Annotated in this window: 16 protein-coding genes; 11 read left to right on the forward strand and 5 right to left on the reverse strand. The window is 41.6% G+C overall.

The window, feature by feature from the left end:
- Positions 1–65 precede the first annotated feature (65 nt).
- The 3 genes from recD to E0D95_RS09365 form a co-directional block, all read right to left on the reverse strand.
- On the reverse strand, positions 66–1,832 hold the full coding sequence (gene recD, locus E0D95_RS09355) for an exodeoxyribonuclease V subunit alpha (RefSeq protein ID WP_130803605.1): 1,767 nt from the start codon (positions 1,830–1,832) through the stop codon (positions 66–68).
- Between the two features lie 96 nt (positions 1,833–1,928).
- Positions 1,929–5,624 carry a UvrD-helicase domain-containing protein gene (locus tag E0D95_RS09360; protein ID WP_130803606.1) on the reverse strand — a complete coding sequence of 1,232 codons (3,696 nt, stop codon included), beginning with the start codon at positions 5,622–5,624 and terminating at the stop codon, positions 1,929–1,931.
- Between the two features lie 3 nt (positions 5,625–5,627).
- Entirely contained in the window at positions 5,628–9,272 is a 3,645-nt protein-coding gene (locus E0D95_RS09365) for an exodeoxyribonuclease V subunit gamma (protein WP_130803607.1), read from the reverse strand.
- 168 nt (positions 9,273–9,440) lie between these two features.
- Here E0D95_RS09365 and E0D95_RS09370 point away from each other — a divergent pair, with 168 nt between their 5' ends.
- Both E0D95_RS09370 and E0D95_RS09375 read left to right on the forward strand, forming a co-directional pair.
- The gene (locus E0D95_RS09370) at positions 9,441–9,950 is read left to right on the forward strand and encodes a hypothetical protein (RefSeq protein ID WP_130803608.1); all 510 of its coding nucleotides are present in this window, start codon (positions 9,441–9,443) and stop codon (positions 9,948–9,950) included.
- Positions 9,951–10,150: 200 nt separating this feature from the next.
- Positions 10,151–11,473 carry an MFS transporter gene (locus tag E0D95_RS09375; RefSeq protein WP_130803609.1) on the forward strand — a complete coding sequence of 441 codons (1,323 nt, stop codon included), beginning with the start codon at positions 10,151–10,153 and terminating at the stop codon, positions 11,471–11,473.
- Positions 11,474–11,544: 71 nt separating this feature from the next.
- Here E0D95_RS09375 and pap read toward each other — a convergent pair whose 3' ends face one another.
- Both pap and E0D95_RS09385 read right to left on the reverse strand, forming a co-directional pair.
- Positions 11,545–12,963 (reverse strand): polyphosphate:AMP phosphotransferase, encoded by a 1,419-nt coding sequence (pap, locus tag E0D95_RS09380; protein WP_130803610.1) that lies wholly within the window; start codon positions 12,961–12,963, stop codon positions 11,545–11,547.
- 166 nt (positions 12,964–13,129) lie between these two features.
- Complete coding sequence (locus E0D95_RS09385; protein ID WP_130803611.1) at positions 13,130–13,465, reverse strand: type 1 fimbrial protein; 336 nt, start codon at positions 13,463–13,465, stop codon at positions 13,130–13,132.
- Positions 13,466–13,766: 301 nt separating this feature from the next.
- On the opposite strand from E0D95_RS09385, the gene E0D95_RS09390 reads away from it, so the two are divergent.
- The 9 genes from E0D95_RS09390 to E0D95_RS09430 all read left to right on the forward strand — a co-directional run bounded on the left by E0D95_RS09390 (position 13,767) and on the right by E0D95_RS09430 (position 24,321).
- Positions 13,767–14,300 carry a fimbrial protein gene (locus tag E0D95_RS09390; protein WP_130803612.1) on the forward strand — a complete coding sequence of 178 codons (534 nt, stop codon included), beginning with the start codon at positions 13,767–13,769 and terminating at the stop codon, positions 14,298–14,300.
- A 24-nt stretch (positions 14,301–14,324) separates the two neighbouring features.
- On the forward strand, positions 14,325–15,032 hold the full coding sequence (locus tag E0D95_RS09395) for a fimbrial biogenesis chaperone (protein ID WP_228258845.1): 708 nt from the start codon (positions 14,325–14,327) through the stop codon (positions 15,030–15,032).
- A 12-nt stretch (positions 15,033–15,044) separates the two neighbouring features.
- Positions 15,045–17,639, forward strand: coding sequence for a fimbria/pilus outer membrane usher protein (locus E0D95_RS09400; RefSeq protein WP_130803613.1), 2,595 nt, complete (start codon positions 15,045–15,047; stop codon positions 17,637–17,639).
- A gap of 1 nt (position 17,640) precedes the next feature.
- Positions 17,641–18,717 (forward strand): hypothetical protein, encoded by a 1,077-nt coding sequence (locus E0D95_RS09405; RefSeq protein WP_130803614.1) that lies wholly within the window; start codon positions 17,641–17,643, stop codon positions 18,715–18,717.
- A 103-nt stretch (positions 18,718–18,820) separates the two neighbouring features.
- Positions 18,821–19,525: a DUF8198 family protein gene (locus E0D95_RS09410; RefSeq protein ID WP_130803615.1), complete on the forward strand. Its 705-nt coding sequence runs from the start codon at positions 18,821–18,823 to the stop codon at positions 19,523–19,525.
- Between the two features lie 171 nt (positions 19,526–19,696).
- Entirely contained in the window at positions 19,697–20,641 is a 945-nt protein-coding gene (gene ubiE / locus E0D95_RS09415) for a bifunctional demethylmenaquinone methyltransferase/2-methoxy-6-polyprenyl-1,4-benzoquinol methylase UbiE (protein ID WP_130803616.1), read from the forward strand.
- Positions 20,642–20,653: 12 nt separating this feature from the next.
- A complete protein-coding gene (locus E0D95_RS09420) occupies positions 20,654–21,322 on the forward strand; it encodes a ubiquinone biosynthesis accessory factor UbiJ (RefSeq protein WP_130803617.1) in 669 nt (222 codons plus the stop codon).
- A 13-nt stretch (positions 21,323–21,335) separates the two neighbouring features.
- A complete protein-coding gene (locus E0D95_RS09425) occupies positions 21,336–22,955 on the forward strand; it encodes an ABC1 kinase family protein (RefSeq protein ID WP_130803618.1) in 1,620 nt (539 codons plus the stop codon).
- Between the two features lie 70 nt (positions 22,956–23,025).
- Entirely contained in the window at positions 23,026–24,321 is a 1,296-nt protein-coding gene (locus E0D95_RS09430; RefSeq protein WP_130803619.1) for an FAD-dependent oxidoreductase, read from the forward strand.
- Position 24,322 lies beyond the last annotated feature (1 nt).

Here is a 24,322-nt window from a genome sequence, read left to right on the forward strand (position 1 = left end):
CACTCTATCAGCAAATTTCTCGAATCCATGTAAGCATTTTCGTACAGACCTGTCTACAAGAGCATTCAACTTAACAATTTGAATTTTTTATTAATTTTACTAATTAATCCGCTTTTTCGTGTGGTTTTGACCTTGAGTGCTTGCGCCAGTGCCTCCCGATCCACCAATAAACTGACCACGGTTTTGGCTCGCGTAATTGCTGTATAAATCAGCTCTTGACTGAGTATTTTCTGAGCAGAAGAATCAAATACCACTGCCGTATGTTGAAACTCTGAACCTTGAGATTTATGAATCGTCAATGCAAAAGCAGTTTGAATATTTTTAGGTAAACGATGTGCTGCAATCCATTTATCCAAACTTGGAAAATATACTTCAAACTGTTCCGCGTCATGGCGATGACGGAAACACAGCCCAATATCGCCATTGGAAATGCCGAGTTGGTAGTCATTATAAGTCATCATGACAGGACGTCCGATGTACCATCCACCTACTGCCATAATAGACAACTGCTCAGTCAACCATTGTTGCGCGTAGCGATTAATCTGTTCTAGTCCAAAGTCACCAAAACGAATAGCCACTAAAATTCGATACTGATTAAAAGCATGAATAATCGATGGGATATAGGATTCGTCATAAGCTGCGTGTTGATAGGCTTTTAAAGCGGATAAAAACGCGTGAAATCCCAGCATCAGCCGCTCGTAATAGCTTGCCACATTCGGCATGGCGACATCTGGTAAATACTCCAGTTGCACCACATCTTGCATGGATGCTTTGAGTTCGATGGATTGTAAGTGCGTAGGAATAGCGATCTGTTGTTCAAATTGTTGCAATATCTGCTGTGAAGATTGTTGCGTATCAAGGGTTTGAATCAATCGGGCAAACTGACCAATACGAGCCTCGCTGTTAAAACGACGACTCGAAATCAGATGAACCCGTTGACTTTGTAATGGTGTGACCTGTTGTAAATCAGCCAGAACTGATCCCACGTCCACTGAAGCCAATTGTTGAGCATCGCCTAGTAAAATTAAACGACAATTTGCTGGAATCGCTTCAAGTAATAAGGTCGCCAGATTTAAATCCAGCATGGATGCTTCATCCACCACAATCACATCATAAGGTAAAGGTTGTTGAGCATGAAAGCGTGGAATCTGTTGGTATCCCAAGCCGAGTAGACGATGCAGTGTTTGAGTGCTTTGTTGGCGCAATGCCTCAGTTACCAGCCCTGAGTCCAATAGTTTAGGATCATTAAAAGAAGCTTGTAATGCTTCCTGCATACGCTGCGCGGCCTTACCCGTCGGTGCCGCCATGGCAATACGAATATCTGGAATAGCCTGACTCAAAACCGCAATAATTCGTGCCAGTGTGTAGGTTTTTCCTGTTCCGGGCCCACCGGTAATCATATTCAAAGCGTGGCCCGCTACCATTTCTAAAGCAGCACGCTGCTGTGGATCCGTCAATAAATCTTGATGATGCGTAGTTAAAACAGGTTGAATCGTTTGTGTACTTAATCGAACAATTTGACTCGCCAAACGTTGTTCCAATGACCAGTAACGATATAAGGCCAATAGCTCGCCGTCATACACCAGTGGTGCAATCTGGGATTCAGCCTGAGCCTCATGCACCCAATACGTCTCTAAATCAGGCAAATCTGTAGAAGAAATCGCCAAACCGCTATCGCCTTGCAGGCTTGCTTCAATTAATGCTTGCAACAAGATTGCGATTTCGGCAGAATTGCGCTCCCGAACGTTAAACGGTGCTTGGGCAAGATAGTGGCTCCAGTGCTTGAGCCATGTCAGATCTGTATCTTCAGATGTCGTATTTTGCTTGTCCACACAGTTATCCTCAAGCTTTTCCACAAGCTTATAAACACGTTTATCCACAAATTAAAAAATTGATTTTTATCAAGTTATAAGATATATCCGCATCACTCATAGCATTTTATCCTCAGCAAAATATCCCAAAATTGCATCTAGTCTTAAAATAAACTCTGTCTCAGGCTGCCAATAAAAATAACCCTGCTGTGGCTGGCCATTCATCCCACGTAAATACAAGTAGCTGGCACCGCCCAGATGCTGTTCAATTTGATAGTTTTGCAATTTCACTTTCAGATAACGATGTAAGGCCACCAGATAAAGCGCAGCCTGCAACCAATAACTGGATTGACGCATATTTTGCTGAATTGACTCAGCAGCATAGTCAGTCAGATCTTTGCCCAAGTAGTTACTTTTATAATCAGCGATATGAAAACGTGTGCCGTCAAAATACATGAGGTCAATCGAGCCATTTAAGTAACGCGCTGAATAAGCATCCAGAAAATCAGGCATTTCGATTTGATATTCGACAAATAGCTGTTGCACACGGCGCATTGCCAGCACTCGATCAGACAATGACAAATAAAAAGGACATTCGGATAAAAACTGACCCGCCTGTAATTGTTGTAACTGAAAACCCTGATGCAATGGCGTTTGCAATACCTGTTTGAACCAATCGGACAGCCACTGATACAAAATACCTTCATCCTGTTGCGATGTAGGAAAATCTTGCTGATAAACTGCGTACAGTTGATCCCATAGACTGCCATAGTCATTTTTAAAACGACGACGTATTTCTATGATCCAGTCCTGTTGATTTTGAAAATCCAGATGTTCAAACATTTCATGTAAAAAGTTTCCCGCAACTGTCCCTTTCGGAAAGTTTTGCTGAATCCAGCCAATCGGCTGAGTACTAAGCGTAGAATGAAGATCATGTTGATCCATTTCATCCTCAGCTTGTGCTAGCGGTAAATCACTTGCGACCAAGCGATCTTTTAAATTATGTCCAGATTTTAAATGTTGGACCAAATAACTAAAACTGGTTTTCGCTCGGGCATAGAAGCGTTGCTCTGGTAAAGCCTGTGCAACTAAGCCATCGTTTTGGTGAGAGGGTTGACGCATTAAAATAACTGGGCACTCAGTGAGTACCGCTTCATCCATACTCTCTGCATGTGCAAAAGTGCCATTGTGATATTTCCAGAAGGCTAAAGCATCCCGTGATTTTTGCTGTTGATCCTGCATGACTGCATATACCCGATGGCTGGCTCGGGTCAATGCCACATACCACAGCCGATTTTGCTCTGCCTGATTGCGCTGCTCATGTTGCAAAATGGCCTGCGGGCTTAAACGTTGCTGATCTGCAATCGCTACCACCCTTTGGGTTTGAGTGTGCCCATTTTCAACCACATCCATCGTCGAAAAATTTAAGGTCTTGTTTTGATCTTTAAACGGTTTATCGGCACCTAATAGAAATACGATTTTGAATTCCAGACCTTTAGACTGATGAATGGTCATGAGCTGAATGCCTGCATCACTGGAAAGTTTACGTTCCAGTTCCCAGTCACGTTCGCTCGGTGACTGAAGCTGTTTTAAATACCAGTGATATAGATTTTGCGCGCCCTGATAACGCTCGCTATGTTGACTCAGAATTTCACTCAAATGACGTAAATTAACCACTTCACGTTCATTGTCTTTATGATAGTGCGCCACCAGCGTCTGCCAGACATTAAATTGGCTCATGCAACGTTGCCAAGCTGCCAAAAAGCCCTGATGCGACCAAAGCTCGCGAATTTCATCAAAGGATGAAATATAGCGACTTAACCCTTCTGCACTTTGCTCTAACTCAGTCAGTTGCTTTAAGTTGAATCCCATGAGGCGACTTAATAACGCACGTTTGAGTTTGGCTTCATCATAAGGATGCAAAATAGCAGTGAGTAAGGCACCCACATCCTGTGCAATGGCATGATCAAATACACTACGACGCGAAGGGCGGTTGACCCGAATACCCAAAAACTCAAGGGCAGATTGGACATCGTCTAGTCCTTTATGGTTTTTAGAGAGAACAGCAATATCATCCTCAATGATATGAATACGTTCATCCCCTTCTAAGCATAAATCACCCTGTTGTGACTGATTGAGCAGTGCACGAATTTTCCATGCCACTTGCTCTGCTTCTTTGGATTTATCTTGCAACATTAACCAACGCAACGGTGCAACATTGTGCTGCCCATGATCAACTAAAGCAGGATGCTCACGTGAACCTGCTTTAATTGGGTCATAAATGACCTGTTCACCGAAATCAGGCTGTTGCTGAAATAAATGATCGACCACATCCACCAATGCTTTCACAGAACGGTGATTAAAACTGAGTTTGTATTCACGTCCTTGTTTGGCTTTTATGTCTTGATATGCGTTTAAAAAGGTCAACATATCACCGCCACGAAAACCGTAAATGGCTTGTTTACGATCCCCCACCATAATCATGCAGCCTTTGTGATAACGCTGCGGATGACGCCAGATACTGGCCAGCATATCATCCTGATCCTGATTGGTGTCCTGAAATTCATCGACCAAAATCAGGGGATAACGCGCTTGTACAAATATCGCAAAACGTTGTCCTTGCTCCCCTTTCAAAGCCTCTGCCAAGCTTCGAATTTGCTGTGAGAATGTGGTTTCCCCTTTTTCCTGTAAGCGTTGTGGTAAACGTCGTTTGACTTCAAGGCAAATATACGCTTTTAAATCAGTATGTAATTGTTGTAATTGGCTTTGCAGCTGCTGTACATGGTTTATCATCTCAATCAGGCGTTGCAAATCCGTATGCTGATAAAATCCTGCACGGACATCTTCAGGGCATTTTTTAAAGATTTTATCCTGTTCAAATTTTTCCAGAAATTTAAACACGGCTTCTCGCGCAGTGCTTAAATGCTGGTCAAAAATCTGCAATGGTTGTGCGCTGTGTAAGGCATTTAGAAAAGCAGGAATATGCTGTTCAAATAAATCTGAAAAAGCTGAATGACGAAATGACGTGCCATGAATATAACAACGATATACTCCGTCTGGGGCGTAATATTGATCCAAGTCATCCAGATTGAGCTGTTGTACCAGCTGCTGAACAGCGAATAGTCGACTAAAATCCAAAACCGGCAATGCATATTGCTGAAAATGGGCAGAACTAAAATTTAATGCCGTTTCGACCACATCGACAAAGGCATCGACACTTTTTAATGCCCCGATCTGGTACAACCCGTCAATGACCAGTTGCGGCTGTGTCTGAATCCATTCACGCAGTACATCATGAATTAATTGCCGTGTATAACGTTTGGCATCATCGGTAATTTGTGCAGCTTCAATTTTTCCGCTTTCAAACGCGAATTCACGCAATAACTTTTGACTAAAACTATCGAGTGTTCCTACAAACAGTTCATCCAGTTGATCGAGTACTAATTTTAAACGTTCGCTGGCATAGCCCATTTGTGTTGAAAAACGGCGTAACACCTGCTGTAGCAAAGGATCATTCAGTTCATCCGCTTGTTTTAAAATCTCTTGCTCGGTCAGTCCCTGATACTGTTGTAAAGTCCGATAAACCTCCTGTACTCGCAAGCGAATCCGAGTTTTGAGTTCAGCCGCAGCAGCACGCGTAAAGGTGGTGGCAATGACTTGATTGGGCAAATATTTTTCCAGAAAAATTCGCACCATTAAACTGGAAAGGGTAAAGGTTTTCCCTGTACCTGCGGAGGCCTCTATCAGGTGCAACCCTGAAAATTCAATATCTACAATCGGATGATAAGACACAGCATGTTGGCTTGCAGTCATGACTTATTCCTCCGTGCGCACATGTTGAAAAATCGGAGCATACAAGGCATAGGAAAACCGAGCCAACGCGTCTATCAGTAAAGCTTGAGCATCCTGTTGCTGCAAAATAAATGACCAGTCACGATGGTATTGACTACTCTCATCCTGCGTCACATCAATGGCACTAAAGTTTTTTTGATCTTTCCAGTCTTTTAAAATACTGTCCCGGTCTGATGGCATCAGCTGCATTTGTCCCGTCTCATCTTGCTGCCACTGATACTGCTTGCCTTTTGCTAAAGGTTTAAGCAGTAAGGCAGCAGGTAAAACCAAAGGCTGTTGCGAAGCGTATTGCCATGCCTCCAGCCATGCATGCAAATGTTGACGTGCTGCCTGTGAAGTTAAGCCTTCACAAATCACGGTTTGGTCACTAAAGATGATGATTCGGCGTTTATTGCATATTGAGTCAAACTGATCTAAAACAGCCAGCCAGATTAAATACTCCAGCCAGACTTTGGCAATACGTTGCGCACGTGCGCTGGACGCTTGTAAACTGACCCAATCATTGACTTCATGAGCAGGAATTTGCACATTCATATATAACTGCTGTGAAATACGCCAAGTCCGAAAGGTGGTTGGTGTTTCCTCTATCGCATAGTGCTGTAACCGCTCCTGTAAACGTTGTTGCTCCAGCACGCTCTGCTGCCATGCACTGTTTTTAATTTTACTCACAGGCAACTGATCAAGTAGTAAATCAGGGGTTGCATCAGGATTTTGCTTGTGCAAAAAATGACGAATCGCATATTTGCCTAAACCATCCAGAAATAAAGGTTCATCCTGATCCAGCAGATCATGATTTTTCAGATTTTCGACACCCAGCGTTTTTAAATATAAACGGGCAGGAAAACAGATGTCCGCCATCCATTGCTGGCTATTGAGCACAGGAAGTTCAGAGGATGCTGCTTCATATCGCATGTTGACCCAAGGCTGGCGTGTATTTGGGCGATGTTGCCTGTTTTGTTGTTGAATCTGCTGCGCCACCTGATACCAGTGATCCTGATAACGCTGCAAAGCAGCAGCTTGAGTAAAACCTGAAACATCAAAAGGTTGTAAAGCATGAATATGATACAAGGAAGCAATCTGAGGCGGTACATCCAGTTGTTTGAGTTGCTTTGCTCTAAGCTCGGCATGTTCATGATCCTGCGCTAAAGTCAGATCCTGATCAGGTGCGACAATCAACGCCAGATGAGACTTAAACTCTTGCACAATACTCGATGGTTCACGCACCTCACCATCATTGACATCATAACCATTATAAAACAGCCATAGGTTGTCTTGTGCCAACAATATCGCGTCCAGAAAAGCCCCATGATCGTCCTCTAAGCGTGAACGATCTCCAAGTTGTGGTCGAAGCAGATCCATTAAATCAAAAGGAATGTGCGCATCACGATTTGGAAATTTGCCCTGATCCAGATGCAATAACACCACCAGCCGATAAGGAATTGGACGAATCTGACCAATCTGACTAAAGGTAATCTGTCCCGTTGGTTCTGCTTGTGCCACCTGATTTTCCAGTGTGCGCTGAATTTCATCGATTATATAAGGCAAAGGTAGCGTAATCTGGCGTAAATGCTGTGTTTCGGCTTCACCATAGTAGCTTGCCAAAGTCACCATTCGTTCTTGTTTTTTAATCGCATCACGCACAGTTTTTAATGCGGTTTCACCTGCCTGCTCAAATGCACTCACATCAGCCATTAAACGTTTTAGCCATGTTTCTACCGTCAGTTGCTCGTCCAATTCGTGTGCTAGCATCCAGTGACGACGCTCATCAATATCCTGATAAATCTGAATTAATCTGCCAATCAGCTCAAAATCATCGGGTTGTACCTGTGCAAAGCTTAGAGTTCCTTCAAATAATACATGGGCTGGTATGGCAATACCTAAGACCAGACGATCCAGCGCAAACTTAAAACTATAACGATAATCCTGATCTGCCTCGCTCAAACTTTGCTGTAAATGCAGTGCATCAAAACCACGTTTAAACCCAGCTTCGGCGAGTAAAGCCAGTGCACGCATCACTTGCTGATCATCCAGTCCATAATACAATTTGCTTGCTGACAAATTTAACCAGTCCGCAAATTCATCATAATTAAAACGCTCCTGAACCAGTTGTATCCGTCCCAAAACTGCACGCCATGCATTGAGTACATCTAACTGTGCAACGCCTGCAATTTTAATCGGCAAGAAAATATCGTCATCACTGGCATGCGCTGGAAAGACACTGCGAATGTGCGGTTCTATCTCAGCTAAATTGGGAACAAGCACCAAAATATCACTCGGTCGACGTGGCTGCGCTGCGCCGCCATGAGTCAACCAGTAGATCAATTGATCACGCAAAACTTCCACTTGACGCAAGCTTGAATGACACACGTGGAACTGAATTGACTGATCTTGAGCTTGAAGCACATATTCAGCCGCTTGCGGTTCAACCAGATGTAAAATATCTGACTGGATTTTCCCCAAAAGTGTTTGAGGAAATTCGTCCACAAATGCATCCACCCAGCGACCTTCCTCACCTGTAGAAAGACTGGACAATAACGAAAAGTGATCACGCGCCTGTTTACCTAAACGGGTCAATAAAGGATGCCGCGAATCACGGACTTCTGCATTAAAATGCAGGGTGAATTGCTGAAAAAATTCTGCAATTTCTGCATCACTTGCTTCAGGGTTTTTATCAATAAAACGCTGTTTGACTCCCAGATCATATCGCTGTTTCCATAAAGGATCGACACTATCGGCCCAATATTCCTGCGAAGGGTTGTAATGTAAAATCAGCACATCCAGATATTGTCCCAAACGGCGCAAAAACTGAAGTTGCGTTGGTGGTAAATCCAGCAAGGTAAACACCACCACTTGTTTAGGCAGACGTTTTAAAGCTTGCTCACGCGTCTGCTCAGATGCGAGTTGTTGCCAGAACAGATCATCAATCTTTTCAATGTCCAAAAAATCCTGATGAAAATACTGCTTCCATAACCAGCGTTGCCATGCTTCAAGTTGCTGTGCCTGCTCCAGTTGAAAAGCTGAAACGCCTTGATCTCGATTAACAATTAATTCTTCAATATCCAGTGTTTGATCTTGTCCCCACGCATGCAACCAGTGATGACCACGGTACAACATATAGTTGTTGAATAATTGAGAAACTTGCTCACTGACCCAATACAACATTTTCTGTTTTTTTAATTGTTGCTCTAAGGGGTTAGAAAGCCGCTCAGCACTGTCGTAGATTCGGGCGATAATCGAATGTAAAGGATGAAGTGCATCAATCTGAATCTGCTCAGGCTGAATATAAGAATAAAGTGCCTGATATACACGCCATTTTAAAATTAAGCGCGGGATATTGGCTTTACGCACCTGATCTTTATGTTCAGATAAAACCTGTTGATAGGCATACCACTGAAAACCGCGAATTCGTTGATGAAACTGATAATTGGCATGAATACCTTGCTGTTCAGCAAGTTTTTGTGTCAGCCATTGCTCAACAGCCACATTGGGTACAATAAAATGCTGCGGGCTTAGCACCTGAAAAGCATCAGAAGTCGCAGTATGTAAAATCTGCACCATGCCTTGTACCAATATTTCGATACGCTGACTCTGAATGACATGTATTGCCATGTAACTCACTACCTTGCTAAGTTATGCTTTTATGCACAAAATCATAAACATTCGTCACTATACATCTAAATGTAACTATGTCACGTTTAGCGCATGAAATAAAAATTGCAATTGCATTTAAAAAATCATATTTGAATGACAAGAAAGGACCGACTTGAGTATAGCCTTATGAAAATTGAAAATATCCCAGATTCAATTGATCCAAATTTAAATCTTGAACAGATCCGTGATGAATGTCTGGAAATGGTCAAAAAGCGCGCCTATTTTTCCGCAGGAGCTGCGGTTGTGCCGATTCCATTTTTTGATGTGGTGATTGATATCGGCATTCTGTCACAACTGATTCCTGAGATTAGTGCACGTTTTGGTTTATCGCCCGACCATATTACCGTTTATGATCCACAAACCAAACAAATCCACTGGAATGAACTGCGCAAACGTGGTTTTGAATTCTCGGGTTTAGTGGTGGCTCGAACCGCAGTCAAAAAATCACTCAATGGAATCGTGGGCAAAGTACTCACCAAACAAGTCACCAAATTTATTCCCTTAGGTGGACAAATTGTGGCTGCAAGCTTAGGTTATATTGTGATGAAAAAAGTCGCAGAAGCCCATGTACAGGAATGTTTTCACCTTGCCAAACGTATCCAGCAAAAAAATGTCAATGCCAATATTGAAGCCTAGAACATAACACCATGAGAGATAAATGACTGTTGCGCGCTCTTGCCCTTCATTTATCTCGAATCATACGTAAAGTGCGCTTGATGTAATATGACGCCTTTCATTTAAATTTTACTACATATCTCATCGATTTTTTTAAGTTCCATTAAAGATTGCTTTTCTACTCTGCCTCTACGATGACAATAATGTTATGGAGAGTCGTTGTGGAACATGGATCATCTACCTCGCGTTTACGCGCCATCTTTAACGTAACCAGCGGTAACTTTCTGGAACAGTACGATTTTTTTCTTTTTGGCTTATATGCCAAAGCCATTGGACAAACGTTTTTCCATGCTGATAGCAGTTATGCAGCACTGATGAAGACATTTCTGATCTTTGCAGTGAGTTTTCTTATGCGTCCAATTGGTGCTCTGGTTTTAGGTCCCTATGTCGATCGGATTGGGCGTCGCAAAGGTTTAATGCTGACTTTAAGCATTATGGCGATTGGCTCGCTTCTAATTGCGCTGACACCCGGCTATGCTACGATTGGTTTTGCCGCAACTGTGCTTATTTTTATTGGACGTTTAGCTCAAGGTTTTTCCGCAGGTGTCGAACTAGGCGGCGTTTCCGTGTATTTATCTGAAATTGCAGAACCGCATAATCGTGGTTTTATTACTAGTTGGCAGTCCGCCAGTCAACAAGTTGCTGTCATTTTTGCTGCGGTTCTGGGCTATCTGGTCAGTGTTGCCTTCACCAAAGCGCAAGTGGACGCTTGGGCTTGGCGCATTCCATTCTTTGTAGGCTGTGCGATTATTCCGTTTATTTTCTGGTTAAGAAAATCATTACAGGAAACCGAAGCATTTACGACACGTAAAGAACACCCGAGTACGCGTCAAATCATGGCAACGTTGGCAGCCAACTGGAAAATTGTGTTGATTGGCATGTGTATGGTTGCCACCACAACCACCATGTTTTATTTCATTACCGTTTATACGCCCACTTATGGTAAGGAAGTGCTGCACCTGAGTACCGCAGAAAGTTTACTCGCAACGGTCATGGTAGGAATCAGTAATTTTATTTTGCTGCCGATTGGCGGTTATCTATCAGATAAATTTGGACGCAAGCCTTTATTAATTGCGAGCACGACACTGATTTTTGTGAGCGCATATCCGTTACTTAGTTGGCTAACTCAACACATTAGTCTGGGTCATATGCTGATATCTCTACTCTGGTTATCCCTTTTATACAGTTTCTATAATGGTGCTTTGGTGGTGTCACTCACAGAAATGATGCCAAGTTCAGTTCGTATCGCTGGTTTTTCAGTGGCCTATAGTTTGGCAACCTCTGTATTTGGGGGCTTAACACCAATGATTGCCACTTATTTGGTTGAACAAAGTGGTAGCAAAAGTATGCCGGCTTTCTGGTTAATGTTTGCCGCGATTATCAGTCTGATTGCGACATTAATTGTGTTCCGTCAACGTCAATCCCAAACTAACCGCGCATCTAAAATCAAAGGAAAACTTATAGTCAATCCGTCTCATTCATAATGACTTCACGCTTTCTTAATAAACTGATGCTGACTCGAATCCTGCATTTGAGTCAGCAGTCATCCACAGCTCTAATCTGCTTTTAAACATTTCAAAATCGTCTTTAGCACTTGAATACGCGCACTATATTTATCGTCGGTTGCCACGATATGCCAAGGCGCATTATCAGTACTGGTATATTCAAACATATCTGCCGCAGCGTTTAAATATTCATTCCATTTTGCACGATTACGCCAGTCATCGTCAGTAATTTTAAAGCGTTTATGTGGTGTTTTTTCTCTATCCTCAAAGCGTTGTTTCTGCTCATCTTTACTAATGGATAACCAGAACTTGATCACCACAGTCTGGCTATCTATTAAATCTTTTTCAAAGCGATTGATTTCCTCATAGGCACGTTGCCATTCACAGTCATTGGCAAAGCCTTCTACGCGCTCGACCAAAACACGACCATACCAACTCCGGTCAAAAATTCGAATATCACTGCAATTATCCAGCTTGGTCCAAAAACGCCATAAATAAGGATGTCGCAGCTCATATTTTTCAGGTGCGCTAATTGTGAAAATATCGTATTCACGCGGATCTAGCCGTTTAATAATCCGTTTGATTGCCCCACCTTTGCCTGCGGCATCCATCCCTTCAAATACCACAACGACTTTACGTTCATCGTAGCGCATGGCATCGGCAACACGTCGGGTGAGTTTTTTAAGCTTTTTCTTGTATTTTTCCTTTGGCATCTGTTCAGAGTCAGGATGCAATAATTCTTTTGGAATGAGCGTTTGCGTCCAGTGTTCAACACCTTGGGTAGGGTGTTCTGGTAAATCTTTGAGGGCTTTTAAAATGCATTCAGCAAAACTTTGATCTCTGAGCTTGGGATCTTCGCCCTCAATTAAAATCCAGTCATCACTAAAACGCTGGCGTAACTTCTGTAAGTTGTCATATTGTTTTTTGTTGCGCCAGTCCAGACCGTGCAGTTTATGCCATTGTCGTTCCGATGCATCAATATGATCTAAACGTTTTTGTAGAGATTTCCACGATAAATCAAACCAGACTTTAATTACATCCACCTGATTGTTTTTTAAGTCTTGTTCAAAAGCACGCATTTGTTCCACATAGGCATCAAACAAGGTTTCATCCAGCGGTTTGGAAACATGCATGGCCGTAGTTAACAAGTCGCTATACCAGTTACCAAACATCACGGCGATCTGTCCTTCACGCGGAATAAAATTCACATAAGGCTGCCAAAATGCACGATCATTTGCCAACATATAAGGAGGATCTGCTTTGACCTTCAAATAACGTGGATCCACCCATTCTCTTAACTGTTTAACCGATTCTCCTTTACCCGCCAGTTCAATCCCACTCACCAGCACCAATACACTTTTGGCATTACTTTTACCCCAACTGTTTTTTAGCTGGTATTGGGCTTCAATCAAATCTGAAGAAAGGTGATTTTCATTACGAGGGGTCGTAACAGTCTTTGATTGACTCATGCTTAAAGCCTTAATCTTTTGTTTTATGTGCTTTGTTTAAGTTATCAATTTAAAAAAACAAAATCCAGACCATGACACCTATCTCAAACTTTTGCCTATAAATAGATACAATGACATCGATCTAGGTGATTTGATCATCTGGGCAAAGAACTGGTTTCAATGTGACTTAACGGTATTTAACCATAAGATTGGCAATATTTTGGGGTTTGGCTGAATTGTCCATGAGCTCGATTGACCACATTGAACCATGCCCTTTATTTTGATGCTGAACAAACTGCTCTACTTGATCTTTAGAGATAAACGCATCCGTATTCAGCATCTGTGCATGTATTTCACGTTGATGAGCAATGGGGTGACAAGAAATTTCCTTTTGCATTAACACATCACATGCGGGTTCAACAATTCTGCCCTGAAAATGAACTTCAGCAGCCGCTGCAAACCTGAATAAACACAGCAATAAACTCATTATACTGATGAGTGTAATTTTTATATTTTTATTCATTATTTTTTCCTATGTTTTATTTATCTGTTTATCTCCATATTTTTAGCAAATTTAGTTTTATAAAATAAGTGTTTAGAGTTATCACAACTTCAACAAATAACTAATTAAGTCAAAATAAGTTTAAAAATTACAAAAAAAATCACAGTTTTTTTATAAAAAATAGTTTCTTTTTACCTAAATGTTGTATATTTAAAAACGTGAACTTCGTCACAAAATTATTTTATTTATTTTTGGTGTTGGCGAATTCCTAAAAAAATGCGAATTGTATATTTGTTAAGCTATTTTAAAAAGGGTCGTACCAATGAAATCTCTTCTTACACTTCTTGCAGCAACAGCAGCATTCACTGTATCTACACAAAGTTTTGCTGATGCTGGCACCATTAATTTCAAAGGCAGTATTGTCAATGCGGCTTGTGATGTCGCTGTAAATGGTAATTCGGCATCTGATGTTATTTTAGGGGATTGGGCAACCTCTACCTTTAAGGCAGCAGGCGACAAATCTCGTCCTCAACCGTTTACCTTGACTGTTGCAAACTGTAACCCGGGTAGTTATCAATTTGCTTTCACTGGTACAGCTGATGCGACCAGCACCAATTTACTTAAAGTGAGTAATGCAACGGGTGTAGGTATTGCAATTACAAGTGCTGATGGTGCAACACCTGTCACCATTAACACAACTGCAACAGGTAATTCAAATGCAGCAATTACAACTTCAGGTGCTGCCGGCGCTGCAACGGGTACTTTGAATTTACAGGCATTTTACCAAGCAACAGGTGCAACCGTTGCTGCGGGTGCTGCAAATGCGACTGCACGCGTGACTATTCAACAAAAATAAGATGTAATCATAAAGGTTGAGATCATGATGATGCGCTTGAATCGGTTTTTTATATCTACATGTTTAACTACTGCGGTATTGTGTACAACTCATAGTCATGCAGCGATTCAAGCCTTGGCAAGTCGTGTGATTTATAATGCGAATGCGAAAGCAGCGACTTTAAATATCCGAAATAATGCATCTCAACCCTATATGGTACAAAGCTGGCTAGAGACTGGTGAAACAACCCTTCCAGATAATAAAGTTCCCTTTGTGGTCACACCACCTTTATTAAAGCTTGATCCTAAAAAAGAATCTGTTCTTCGTTTCATTTATTCAGGAACTGGCTTGGCTTCAGATCGAGAGAGTCAATTCTGGATTAATATTCAGGAAATTCCACCCAAACCAGAAGTTGAAAATACCTTACAACTTGCAGTTAGATCAAAAATCAAACTGTTCTATCGTCCTGCTCAAATTGATATGGAGCTTGTCGATGCGGTTAAAAAATTACGCTGGTTTGTCGATGGAAAGGTTTTAAAGCTTGAAAATAAAAGCCCACTGTTCGTGACTATCGGTGACTTAACGCTAAACAATGAAACTCAGCCCGTTGCGAATATGAATCGGGATATGGTTCCGCCCTTTGAAACGATTGAAGTGCTAAAAGGCTTACCTTCCAACCTTCATCAGATTCAATATACCTATATCAATGAATATGGTGGCAACACCCCAATGCCGCCTGTATCAATTAAATAATGAGTGCGGGGTATGCCTCATTTACACCCAAGGTTAAACGGGATGTACTTTAGATTAACAGTACTGTATTTTTGCATGTCTTGCACACTGTCCCATGCTGCTAACGAAGAGTTTAATACTGAATTTTTACAAGACGTGACCGATCAGGTTTCTGTTGATGCCGTCAAATATGGTTATCGTATTGTTCCTGGCACTTATGATTTTTCAATTTTTATTAACAATGAAAAGGTGGATACTCGCCCTGTTCAGTTTTATAAAAATGAACAAAACCAAATTGTGCCTTGTTTTGATCAGACATTTATTGATAACTACAATATTTTGTTTCTATCGCCAGAACAAAAAAAACAAGATGCTCAGGGATGTTATGATTTAACGGCCATTCCAAATGTTTCTATAGATCAAGATATCAGTCTACAAAAACTGAGTTTATCTATTCCACAAGTTAATCTACAGCAATATGCTCGCGGTTACGTTCCGACACGGTTATTTAATCAGGGCATTAACGCCGTGATCTTAAATTATGCAGCGAACTCAAATTATTTCAATAATAAAGACACACAAGACAGACATAACAATTCTCTATTTCTCAATGGCGGTTTTAATTGGGGTGCATGGCGTTATCGAAATCAAAGTAATTTTACTCAATACTCAGGTCAGTCTGGACGCTGGCAAAATATCTCCAATAAACTAGAACGTGACTTACAAACCAGCACGCCAACTCGTTTAGAAATTGGCGATAGTTTTAGCAATAACGATGTATTTGATAGTACCAATTTTAGAGGAATTCAGTTGAGTAGCGATGCCATTCAACTTCCGATTGGTCTACAAAATTATGCACCAGTCATCCGTGGGGTGGCTCAAACCAATGCCACGGTCGAAATTCGACAAAACGGCTACATCATTTATAGCACCAATGTTGCACCCGGTAACTTCACTATCAATGATTTATATGCCGCCAATGAAAGCGGAAATCTGGAAGTTTCAGTCATCGAAAGTGATGGTCGTATTCAAAAATTTGTTCAACCCTATTCCTCAGTTCCCAATATGGTACGTGCAGGACAAAGTAAATTTCAGGCAACTGCTGGACAATATAGAAGTGGTTTAACCGACACCTATCGGCCGTATTTTGGGCAGTTCACCTATGCATACGGCATCAACAACGCTTTGACGCCTTATACTGGTATTATTGCCGCAGAAGATTACTATTCAGCAGCAGCAGGTCTCGCGTGGTCACTTGGAGGATTTGGTGCATTTTCAAGTGATATCACGTATGCCCAGAACAAAACTGCTCAAGGACTTACCAAAGAAGGGGTGAGTTTAAGATTTTTATATGCAAAATCCTTGAATTCACTCGGTACCAATGTTCGTCTGGTTGGTTACCGCTATTCGACACAAGATTATTACAGTTTAAGTGATGCGGTTCAGGAAAAGTCACAATGGAAAAATGGTCTTTATCAATATAGCTATGATGATACTAACGCCCTAAATAATGAGCAACTGACAGAACAAGAGCGTCGTCGCTATTTTTACTCTTCTACATATTACAATAAGCGCAATCAATTTCAGATTTCGGTGAACCAAAGTCTAGGCGATTGGGGACAAATCTATGCCACTTTAGCTAAAACTGATTTTTGGCAAAAAGAGTATGATCAGGAAAGCTGGCAAATTGGCTATAACAAAAACTACAAAGACATCGCCTATGGACTTTATTATCAAAAAAATAAATCCATGTTTCAGGGCGAAGACTATAATCTTGGCTTCAATATCAGCATTCCATTGGAACGTCCTCGTGCTGCAAAAAAATATGATCTGATCTCGAATAATAACTATCAGTATTCTCATATCACTGGAAGCACAGCCACGACTGCCCTTTCAGCTTCTTTTCTGGAAGATAAAAATCTGAATGCTCAACTTCAATTCAGTCATGCTGAACAGAGCAATAATGACAGTCTGGCGTTAAATACCAATTATAGAGGCACAAAACTCAACTCAAGTTTTGGCTATACCTATTCGGATCAATATCAACAAATCTCGGCAAGTGTGAATGGTGGAGTTTTGATACATTCAGGTGGGATTCTTTTTGGTCAGCAAATGTATAGTAATCCAATTATTATCGAGGCCAAAGGTGCTCAAGGTGTTCGTATCGACAATCAGCCAGGATTAAAAATTGATGCGTCTGGATATGCCGTGGTGAGTGGCTCCAGTGCTTATATGCGAAACCGCGTGGCACTCAAAGCCGAAGATTTAGGTCAGAACATGAATATTGATGACCCTGTGATTACCGATATCGTACCGACCAAATTTGCCATCGTAAAAGTTAAATTTGATGTGAAATCAGGACACAGTGTTCTGGCCAATCTAAGATTTAATGATAAATATTTAACGACTGGAGCTTCTATTTTAGATGCCAAGACTCAAAAAAATGTAGGGCTCGTCGGATTAAACGGTCAGGCTTATCTCACTGGGGTACAGTCTCAGCAGCAGCTTGTCGCCAAATGGGGAAACACCGATGATGAACAATGTAAGTTTATTCTGCCGACCTTGAGCAATCGGGAGATTGGTTATGACGAAATTAATCTTGACTGTCATGTAATAGGAGCACAATAAAATGAATCATTTCATATCAAAATTACACCTATTACAGTGTTGTCTATTTTTAGCTTTGAGTATCGTTGGCATACAATCAAGTTGGGCAACACGCTGTCTGGAAGGTCAAAAAGCCACATCAAACTTTAATATTAATAGTGCAACCAATACCACCCACACCACATTGGTTACGCCTATCCGTGTCACCAACTCGAACCAGACTGCGGGTTCTTTATTATGGCAGTCGCCCGTTTATAGTACTACGTTTACCTGTTACGATGACTACTCAACAAATAATACTGAACAAGCTTATCTTTATTTGGACGATACCGCTAAAACGCTGGCAACCGCTTTTCGCAATACCAATTTAATTTTAGGTATAAATTATAATGGCACTGAATATCCGATCGACTCACTTATTGAAAATAGGATAAATACAGGTTTGACTGCCATCAACAAGCAAACCAATTCCAAGACTTCAAGCGCAAATTGCAAATTAATTGGTCGTTCAGGAAACTGTTCCGATCCTCAAACCATTACCATTAGTTATTCCTTATATATTAAATCCCGAGGTTCAGGAAATAACTACACCTCAAACGCACAAACCTACCAAGTCTTTCAACTTGATGGTGAAGGTGGTCGCAATGCAAACGGTAACTTTCAGGAAAAAGTATCAAATGTCAATGTAACTTATATTGACTGTATTACTAGTCTGAATACACAAAATGTAGATCTTGGAAGCTATTATGCCTATCAGGACACGGGCAGTATTTTACGTCGTACTCCTTTTACGATTAATGTCACCACCACAGGCAAAGATTGTGCAAAATATTCCTTTGTTGGCAAATTTACTTCTAATCAACGTTATGATGCCACGACCCTAACAGCATCCGAAACTGGTATGAAAAATGTCGTTGGAATTAAAGTTTTCCCCCAAGGAGGAACACAAGAAATTCCACTTGATACCAATTTTGACTTTGGGAGTAGTAACGGTTCAAACCTAACCAAGAGCTTTGAAGCGGGTGTTCTATTTTTCTCAAAACCAACAGTAGCAGGAAGCTTTAGCTCAACCTTAAACTATGAAGTCTATTTCAAATAGACTTCATTCTGGACTTATTGCTTAGGTTTAGCTCTATAATAGCCATAGTGTTATGCATTTAAGCCTTTTATGCTCTTATCAATTTTTGAAAAAAACGATATCTATGTCCAAACTTGCTCCATTTGACGACTTACTTCAACAATACAATGCCTTTGAATATCATCATGATGCAACACTAAAACAACGTCTTCATGATGCCCAAGACTGGCTCAAACAACGTATAAAACATACGCATCAGGACTACTTTAATCAACCTGAAAATCAACTGATGGCGCAATATTTTCTCAACCGTTTATATGGTGGTCCAGATTTTGATTCATTGGCTTTACAAATTGAACGCTTACTTAAATACGCACATAAAGCCGAAAATTTAATTCCAGATAATGCTATTAAAACAGGCACCAAATCGGTTGGTTTAGCCATATTATCGATGCAACTCGATCAACAAATCGCGATTCAACTCCTTAAGGACTACCCTGCCGAAGCACCAATCACCGATGAAATGATGCGCCAAACCCTGATCAAGCTAGATCAGAAAGAACAGCGATTAACCCAGTTACAGGCACTGGATGATTTAGGGGAAGCACTCGATAAATATATGCGTTCATTGATGATGTATGCTGCTTTTAAAATGTGTAAAAGCGCTGCGCATAAATACAATTTTGACCTGATGTATGAATTTATTCAGGAAGGTTTTATGGCGATGAAACCACTCAAATCGGCAGAACAATTTATTCGCACCTTTAGCGCGGTTGAACGTGATATTATCGAAAAAGTGCATTCAGATCATCCCGATCCTTTTCGCTAATTCCTGATTGACACACCTTGCAAGAAAAGGCATTAAGTGCCTTATTTTTATAATTTTCTGTATAGTATTGATAACGATTGCATGATGATGACTGTAAAACCCGACTAAACTCTGTCATCATGCGTACAGCCATAATCACTTTATAATGTGTTCAAACTGAGGAGCGACAAGATGTCTAACGAAAATCAAAAGCCCACGTCTTCAACTGAGCAGGCATCGCGTTCAGACAGTCATAGTCCTTTCCTCAATGAGCCTCTACCACAGGGTACTCCTCAAGGTCAGCAACAATCTCTACAACAAGGTTTTTCTGATTCGCAAAACAATCATGTGCCGAAATACAACCTCCCACGTGGTGCAGGTCGTACAGGGAATGTCGGTGAAACCACCCACTTTGGTTATCAGACCGTAAGTTCAGAAGACAAAGCACAGAAAGTGGCAGAAGTATTCCATTCCGTTGCCAGCAAATATGACATCATGAATGACCTCATGTCATTTGGTATCCATCGTCTATGGAAACGCTTTGCCATCAATATGTCGGGTGTGCGTCGTGGTCAACAAGTGTTAGATATTGCAGGCGGTACAGGTGACCTTGCCAAAGTGTTTAGCCGTGAAGTAGGCCCACAGGGTCATGTGGTGTTATCAGATATTAACGAATCCATGCTCAATGTGGGGCGTGATCGTTTATTGGATGCAGGCTGTACCAATGTCGACTTTGTACTGGCCAATGCTGAAACTTTAGAACCTTTTGCAGATGAAAGTTTTGATCTGGTTACCATTAGTTTTGGTTTGCGTAATGTCACGGATAAAGATGCGGCACTGGAAGCCATGTATCGTGTGCTTAAGCCGGGCGGTCGTTTACTGATTCTTGAATTTTCAAAGCCTGTCTTTGAACCTTTTTCAAAATTGTATGATTTATATTCATTCACTGCATTACCTATCATGGGTAAGCTGGTGGCAAATGATTCGGAAAGCTATAAATATCTGGCTGAATCCATTCGTATGCATCCTGACCAACGTACCCTCAAAGGCATGATGGAAAAAGCAGGCTTCCAAAGCTGTGACTATCATAATTTAACGGGCGGTATTGTTGCGGTGCATCGTGGTTTCAAACTTTAAAGGTCAATGATTATGTGGTCGATTCTTGCGCTTGGTGCAATCGAACGCGCTATTCATCATTTTATCAATCTGGATGTCATTACCCGTATTCAACTGAATCAATTACAAGGTCAATTGCTGCGCGTTATTATTGATAGTCCGCAGCTTTCGGTTGATGTATTTTTTGATGACAATAAAGTTCGCCTTGAACCGACAGTGACGGGGCATAGCTTAAAACCGTCTCTATTCGAAACGCGTCCTTTTGATGAGCAAGTTAGAATTCATGAGGCAACCGCGACCTTGCATGTCAAAAACGTGGTTGAACTCCTCAAGCTTTTATTAGGTGATGCTGAGCAGATTGGCAATATCCCTCTGACAGGTGATTATCATCTGTTACAGAATATTCAACGCATTATGCAACAGGCTGAACCCGATCTGGCTGCACATTTAAGTCCGTGGATTGGCCCGACACTCGCCCATGAGCTGGCTAAAATCAGTTTAATGCCCAAACAGATGAAACGTAGTCTGCAAAGCCATTTGTTTTTTGCAGAAGATGCCCTCAAAGAAGATAGTGGTTTGTTTGCATCACGCTGGCAAATGGATGATCTTAATCAGTCCACTCGACAGTTAAATCAGGACATTGATCGTCTTGAAGCCAGACTTCAACAGCTTAATTCACAATTTAATGAAACAAACGATTAGGTAATATCCCATTATGATTCCGCACGTTACACGGTTATTCGAACTTTGGCGCATTGCAGCACATTATCGACTTGACACCCTGTTTCCTGCGGAAGAATTACCAGCCAAAGCACGTCATGCTTTAGCCTTGATCCGTTTGCATCCTGCGGCTTGGTCGAGCCGTGAACGCAAGAATCCGCTGAAGCTCAAGCAAGCACTGGAAGATATGGGACCTTTGGCGATCAAATTAGGGCAATTATTGTCCACACGCCGTGATCTAATTCCACCTGAAGTATTATCGCAATTGGTGTTATTGCAAGATCAGGTCAAACCATTCGATGCTCAAGTGGCCAGACAACGCATTCAGGAATCATTTAAAGCCGATGTAAATACATTATTTGCACGTTTTGATGAGCAGCCTTTGGCCGCTGCTTCGATTGCGCAAGTACACACCGCAGCTTTACACGATGGTCGTGAAGTGGTGGTTAAAGTCACACGTCCTGATATTCGCGTACAAATTTTACAAGACTTTGAAATTATTACTTGGCTCGGGCAATGGCTGGAAAGTCGATTAGAAGCTGCTCGTGCCTTGCATTTGACAGAGATTATTCAGGACTATCGCCAGATCATTTTAAATGAGCTGGATTTGACCATTGAGGCCGATAATACCCGTCGTATGCGCCATTATTTTACGGGCTCTAGCATGATGTATGTGCCAGAAGTCTATATGGACAGCAAAGATGTGATGGTTGCCGAGCGAATTACCGGTGTGCCTATTTCTGATACGGCCACTTTTGATCGTTTAGGCATGGATCGCGCTGATTTGGCGGAAAAAGGGTTAATTATCTTTTTCACCCAAGTTTTCCGCGATAATTTTTTCCATGCTGATATGCATCCCGGCAATGTCTTTGTCGAAACCATTAATCCTGTGTCACCGCGTTATATTGCACTGGACTGTGCGATTATGGGTGAATTGTCCAAACAGGATCAAATGACTGTTGCGCGGATGTTGCTGGCGGTCATGAATAATAATTTCATGCAACTGATCCAGATTGTGCACCAAGCAGGCTGGATTCCACCGGGAACTGACCAAGATGCATTAGCCCGTGAAATGCGTCGCACTGTGGGTCCAATGGTGTCAAAACCAATGGATCAATTGGATTTTGCAGGAATTTTATTGCAAGTCATGGATATTGCGCGTCGTTTCCGTCTGGAAATTCCACCTCAATTAATGCTCTTGCTTAAAACATTGGTGCATGTTGAAGGATTGGGAACCGATCTTTATCCACAATTAGATATCTGGAAACTGGCGAAACCAATTTTGACCGAATGGGTCAAATCCAATATGAATCCTGTCAAAAACATGAAAGAAATTGGTCAGCAAATTCCAGATTTATTACTGGGTGCACATGACTTACCCACTTTACTGATCGACAGTTTAAATGGTCTAAAAAATCAGTCTGCATGGCATGACCGCCAAGTTCGGGAAATTCAACAACTGCGTATGCAGATTCAGCAACAACAGCAACGTAGCTGGTTATTCGGCAGTTTGATGCTCATTTTGCTCAGTATCGCGCTGATTGCACCATGGTATGTGTCGATTGTTCTGATTGCAGTGACTGCCGTGTTAGCAATTTGGCGCATTATTAAATAAAACCACATCTATAGATGAGGAAGAGCTATTTTCCTCATCTATTCCCTAAAAAAATAAAAGATCGACGATCATGAAAAAAATTAAAAATATTGCCATTATTGGTGCAGGAACAGCAGGTTTAGCCACCGCCATTTTATTTGCACGACAGGGCATTCATGTCAGCCTATTTGAAAAAGTTGACTGCTTACAGCCTGTCGGCGCAGGATTATTGTTGCAACCTGCGGGCTTGGCAGTCTTTGAACATTTAGGCATCTTACAGGACACCTTAAAACTCGGCGCAATGGTGACAGGTTTGCAGGGTCGACTGGCCAATCAACGCTTGCTGGTCAACAGTCATTATCACGAAGTCAATCCACAACATTACGGTATCGGCATTCATCGCGCGACCTTATGTCATTTACTCAGTTCAAAATTAGCAGACTACGCCGCCAATGTGACATGGAAAATGTCGCATGAAATTCATTATTTAAAAGAGAATAATGACGGTGTAAACATTTTTGGTCAGCATCAACAACACATGTTTGAGGACAATTTTGATGCGGTGATCGTTGCCAATGGTGCGCGTAGCCATTTACGTCCTAACGCTTGGGTTAAAGTCGATAAGCCTTATCCGTGGGGTGCAGTCTGGCGTATTGTTCCAGAATGTCAGGATTTTGACCCTCAGATTCTTCATCAATTTTATGACCGTTCACAGATTATGATGGGCATTTTGCCGACAGGTGCTATTCCTCAAGCACCGAATCAACGCCTATCAAGCGTATTTTGGAGTTTACCAAGTCATCAGTTACAACAGTTCTTAGATCATCCACTTCAACATGAATGGCTTCTTCAGCAGGTTTCTTCTCGCTGGAAACCCGTTGCAGATTGGCTTGAACAGACCATACACCAAGATGAAAATCTGCCATGGTTATCGGCTCAGTATCGAGATGTAGTGATGTCAAAATTTGGACAAGGTCGGATTGGCGTTATTGGGGATGCCGCACATGCAATGAGTCCACAATTAGGGCAAGGAGCAAACATGGCATTATTGGATGCTTGGGCCTTGGGACAAGCCATGCAACAATTCCCAGATCAGCAAGTCGATTGGACAATGTTCTGGCAGCATTATCATCAGTTACGCTATTCTTCCACGCAGTTTTATCAATTTTTAAGCCGTTTACTCACTCCACTGTATCAATCAAACTCTTCTTGGACAGGAAGTTTTCGCGATTTTAGTTTTTACTGGATGTACCAAATTCCTTACCTACGCAAACAGATGGCACTGACCATTTCTGGTTTAAAAATATCATCACTCAGCCAGATGAATTATGCAAAGATCGCTCAATCTGATCATCAAAGCGCTATTTTCAGTCAGAATTTAAGCTAGA

The sequence above is a fragment of the Acinetobacter ihumii genome (assembly GCF_900625095.1).
Lineage (GTDB): Bacteria > Pseudomonadota > Gammaproteobacteria > Pseudomonadales > Moraxellaceae > Acinetobacter > Acinetobacter ihumii.

Excerpts from the sequence above, each read along its gene's own strand:
- E0D95_RS09400 (WP_130803613.1), top strand. The coding sequence starts at position 15,045 with ATGCCTCATTTACACCCAAGGTTAAACGGGATGTACTTTAGATTAACA.
- E0D95_RS09390 (WP_130803612.1), top strand. The coding sequence starts at position 13,767 with ATGAAATCTCTTCTTACACTTCTTGCAGCAACAGCAGCATTCACTGTA.
- ubiE (WP_130803616.1), top strand. The coding sequence starts at position 19,697 with ATGTCTAACGAAAATCAAAAGCCCACGTCTTCAACTGAGCAGGCATCG.
- E0D95_RS09410 (WP_130803615.1), top strand. The coding sequence starts at position 18,821 with ATGTCCAAACTTGCTCCATTTGACGACTTACTTCAACAATACAATGCC.
- E0D95_RS09395 (WP_228258845.1), top strand. The coding sequence starts at position 14,325 with ATGATGATGCGCTTGAATCGGTTTTTTATATCTACATGTTTAACTACT.
- E0D95_RS09425 (WP_130803618.1), top strand. The coding sequence starts at position 21,336 with ATGATTCCGCACGTTACACGGTTATTCGAACTTTGGCGCATTGCAGCA.
- E0D95_RS09405 (WP_130803614.1), top strand. The coding sequence starts at position 17,641 with ATGAATCATTTCATATCAAAATTACACCTATTACAGTGTTGTCTATTT.
- E0D95_RS09360 (WP_130803606.1), bottom strand. The coding sequence starts at position 5,624 with ATGACTGCAAGCCAACATGCTGTGTCTTATCATCCGATTGTAGATATT.
- pap (WP_130803610.1), bottom strand. The coding sequence starts at position 12,963 with ATGAGTCAATCAAAGACTGTTACGACCCCTCGTAATGAAAATCACCTT.
- E0D95_RS09365 (WP_130803607.1), bottom strand. The coding sequence starts at position 9,272 with ATGGCAATACATGTCATTCAGAGTCAGCGTATCGAAATATTGGTACAA.
- E0D95_RS09385 (WP_130803611.1), bottom strand. The coding sequence starts at position 13,465 with ATGAATAAAAATATAAAAATTACACTCATCAGTATAATGAGTTTATTG.
- E0D95_RS09430 (WP_130803619.1), top strand. The coding sequence starts at position 23,026 with ATGAAAAAAATTAAAAATATTGCCATTATTGGTGCAGGAACAGCAGGT.
- E0D95_RS09420 (WP_130803617.1), top strand. The coding sequence starts at position 20,654 with ATGTGGTCGATTCTTGCGCTTGGTGCAATCGAACGCGCTATTCATCAT.
- E0D95_RS09370 (WP_130803608.1), top strand. The coding sequence starts at position 9,441 with ATGAAAATTGAAAATATCCCAGATTCAATTGATCCAAATTTAAATCTT.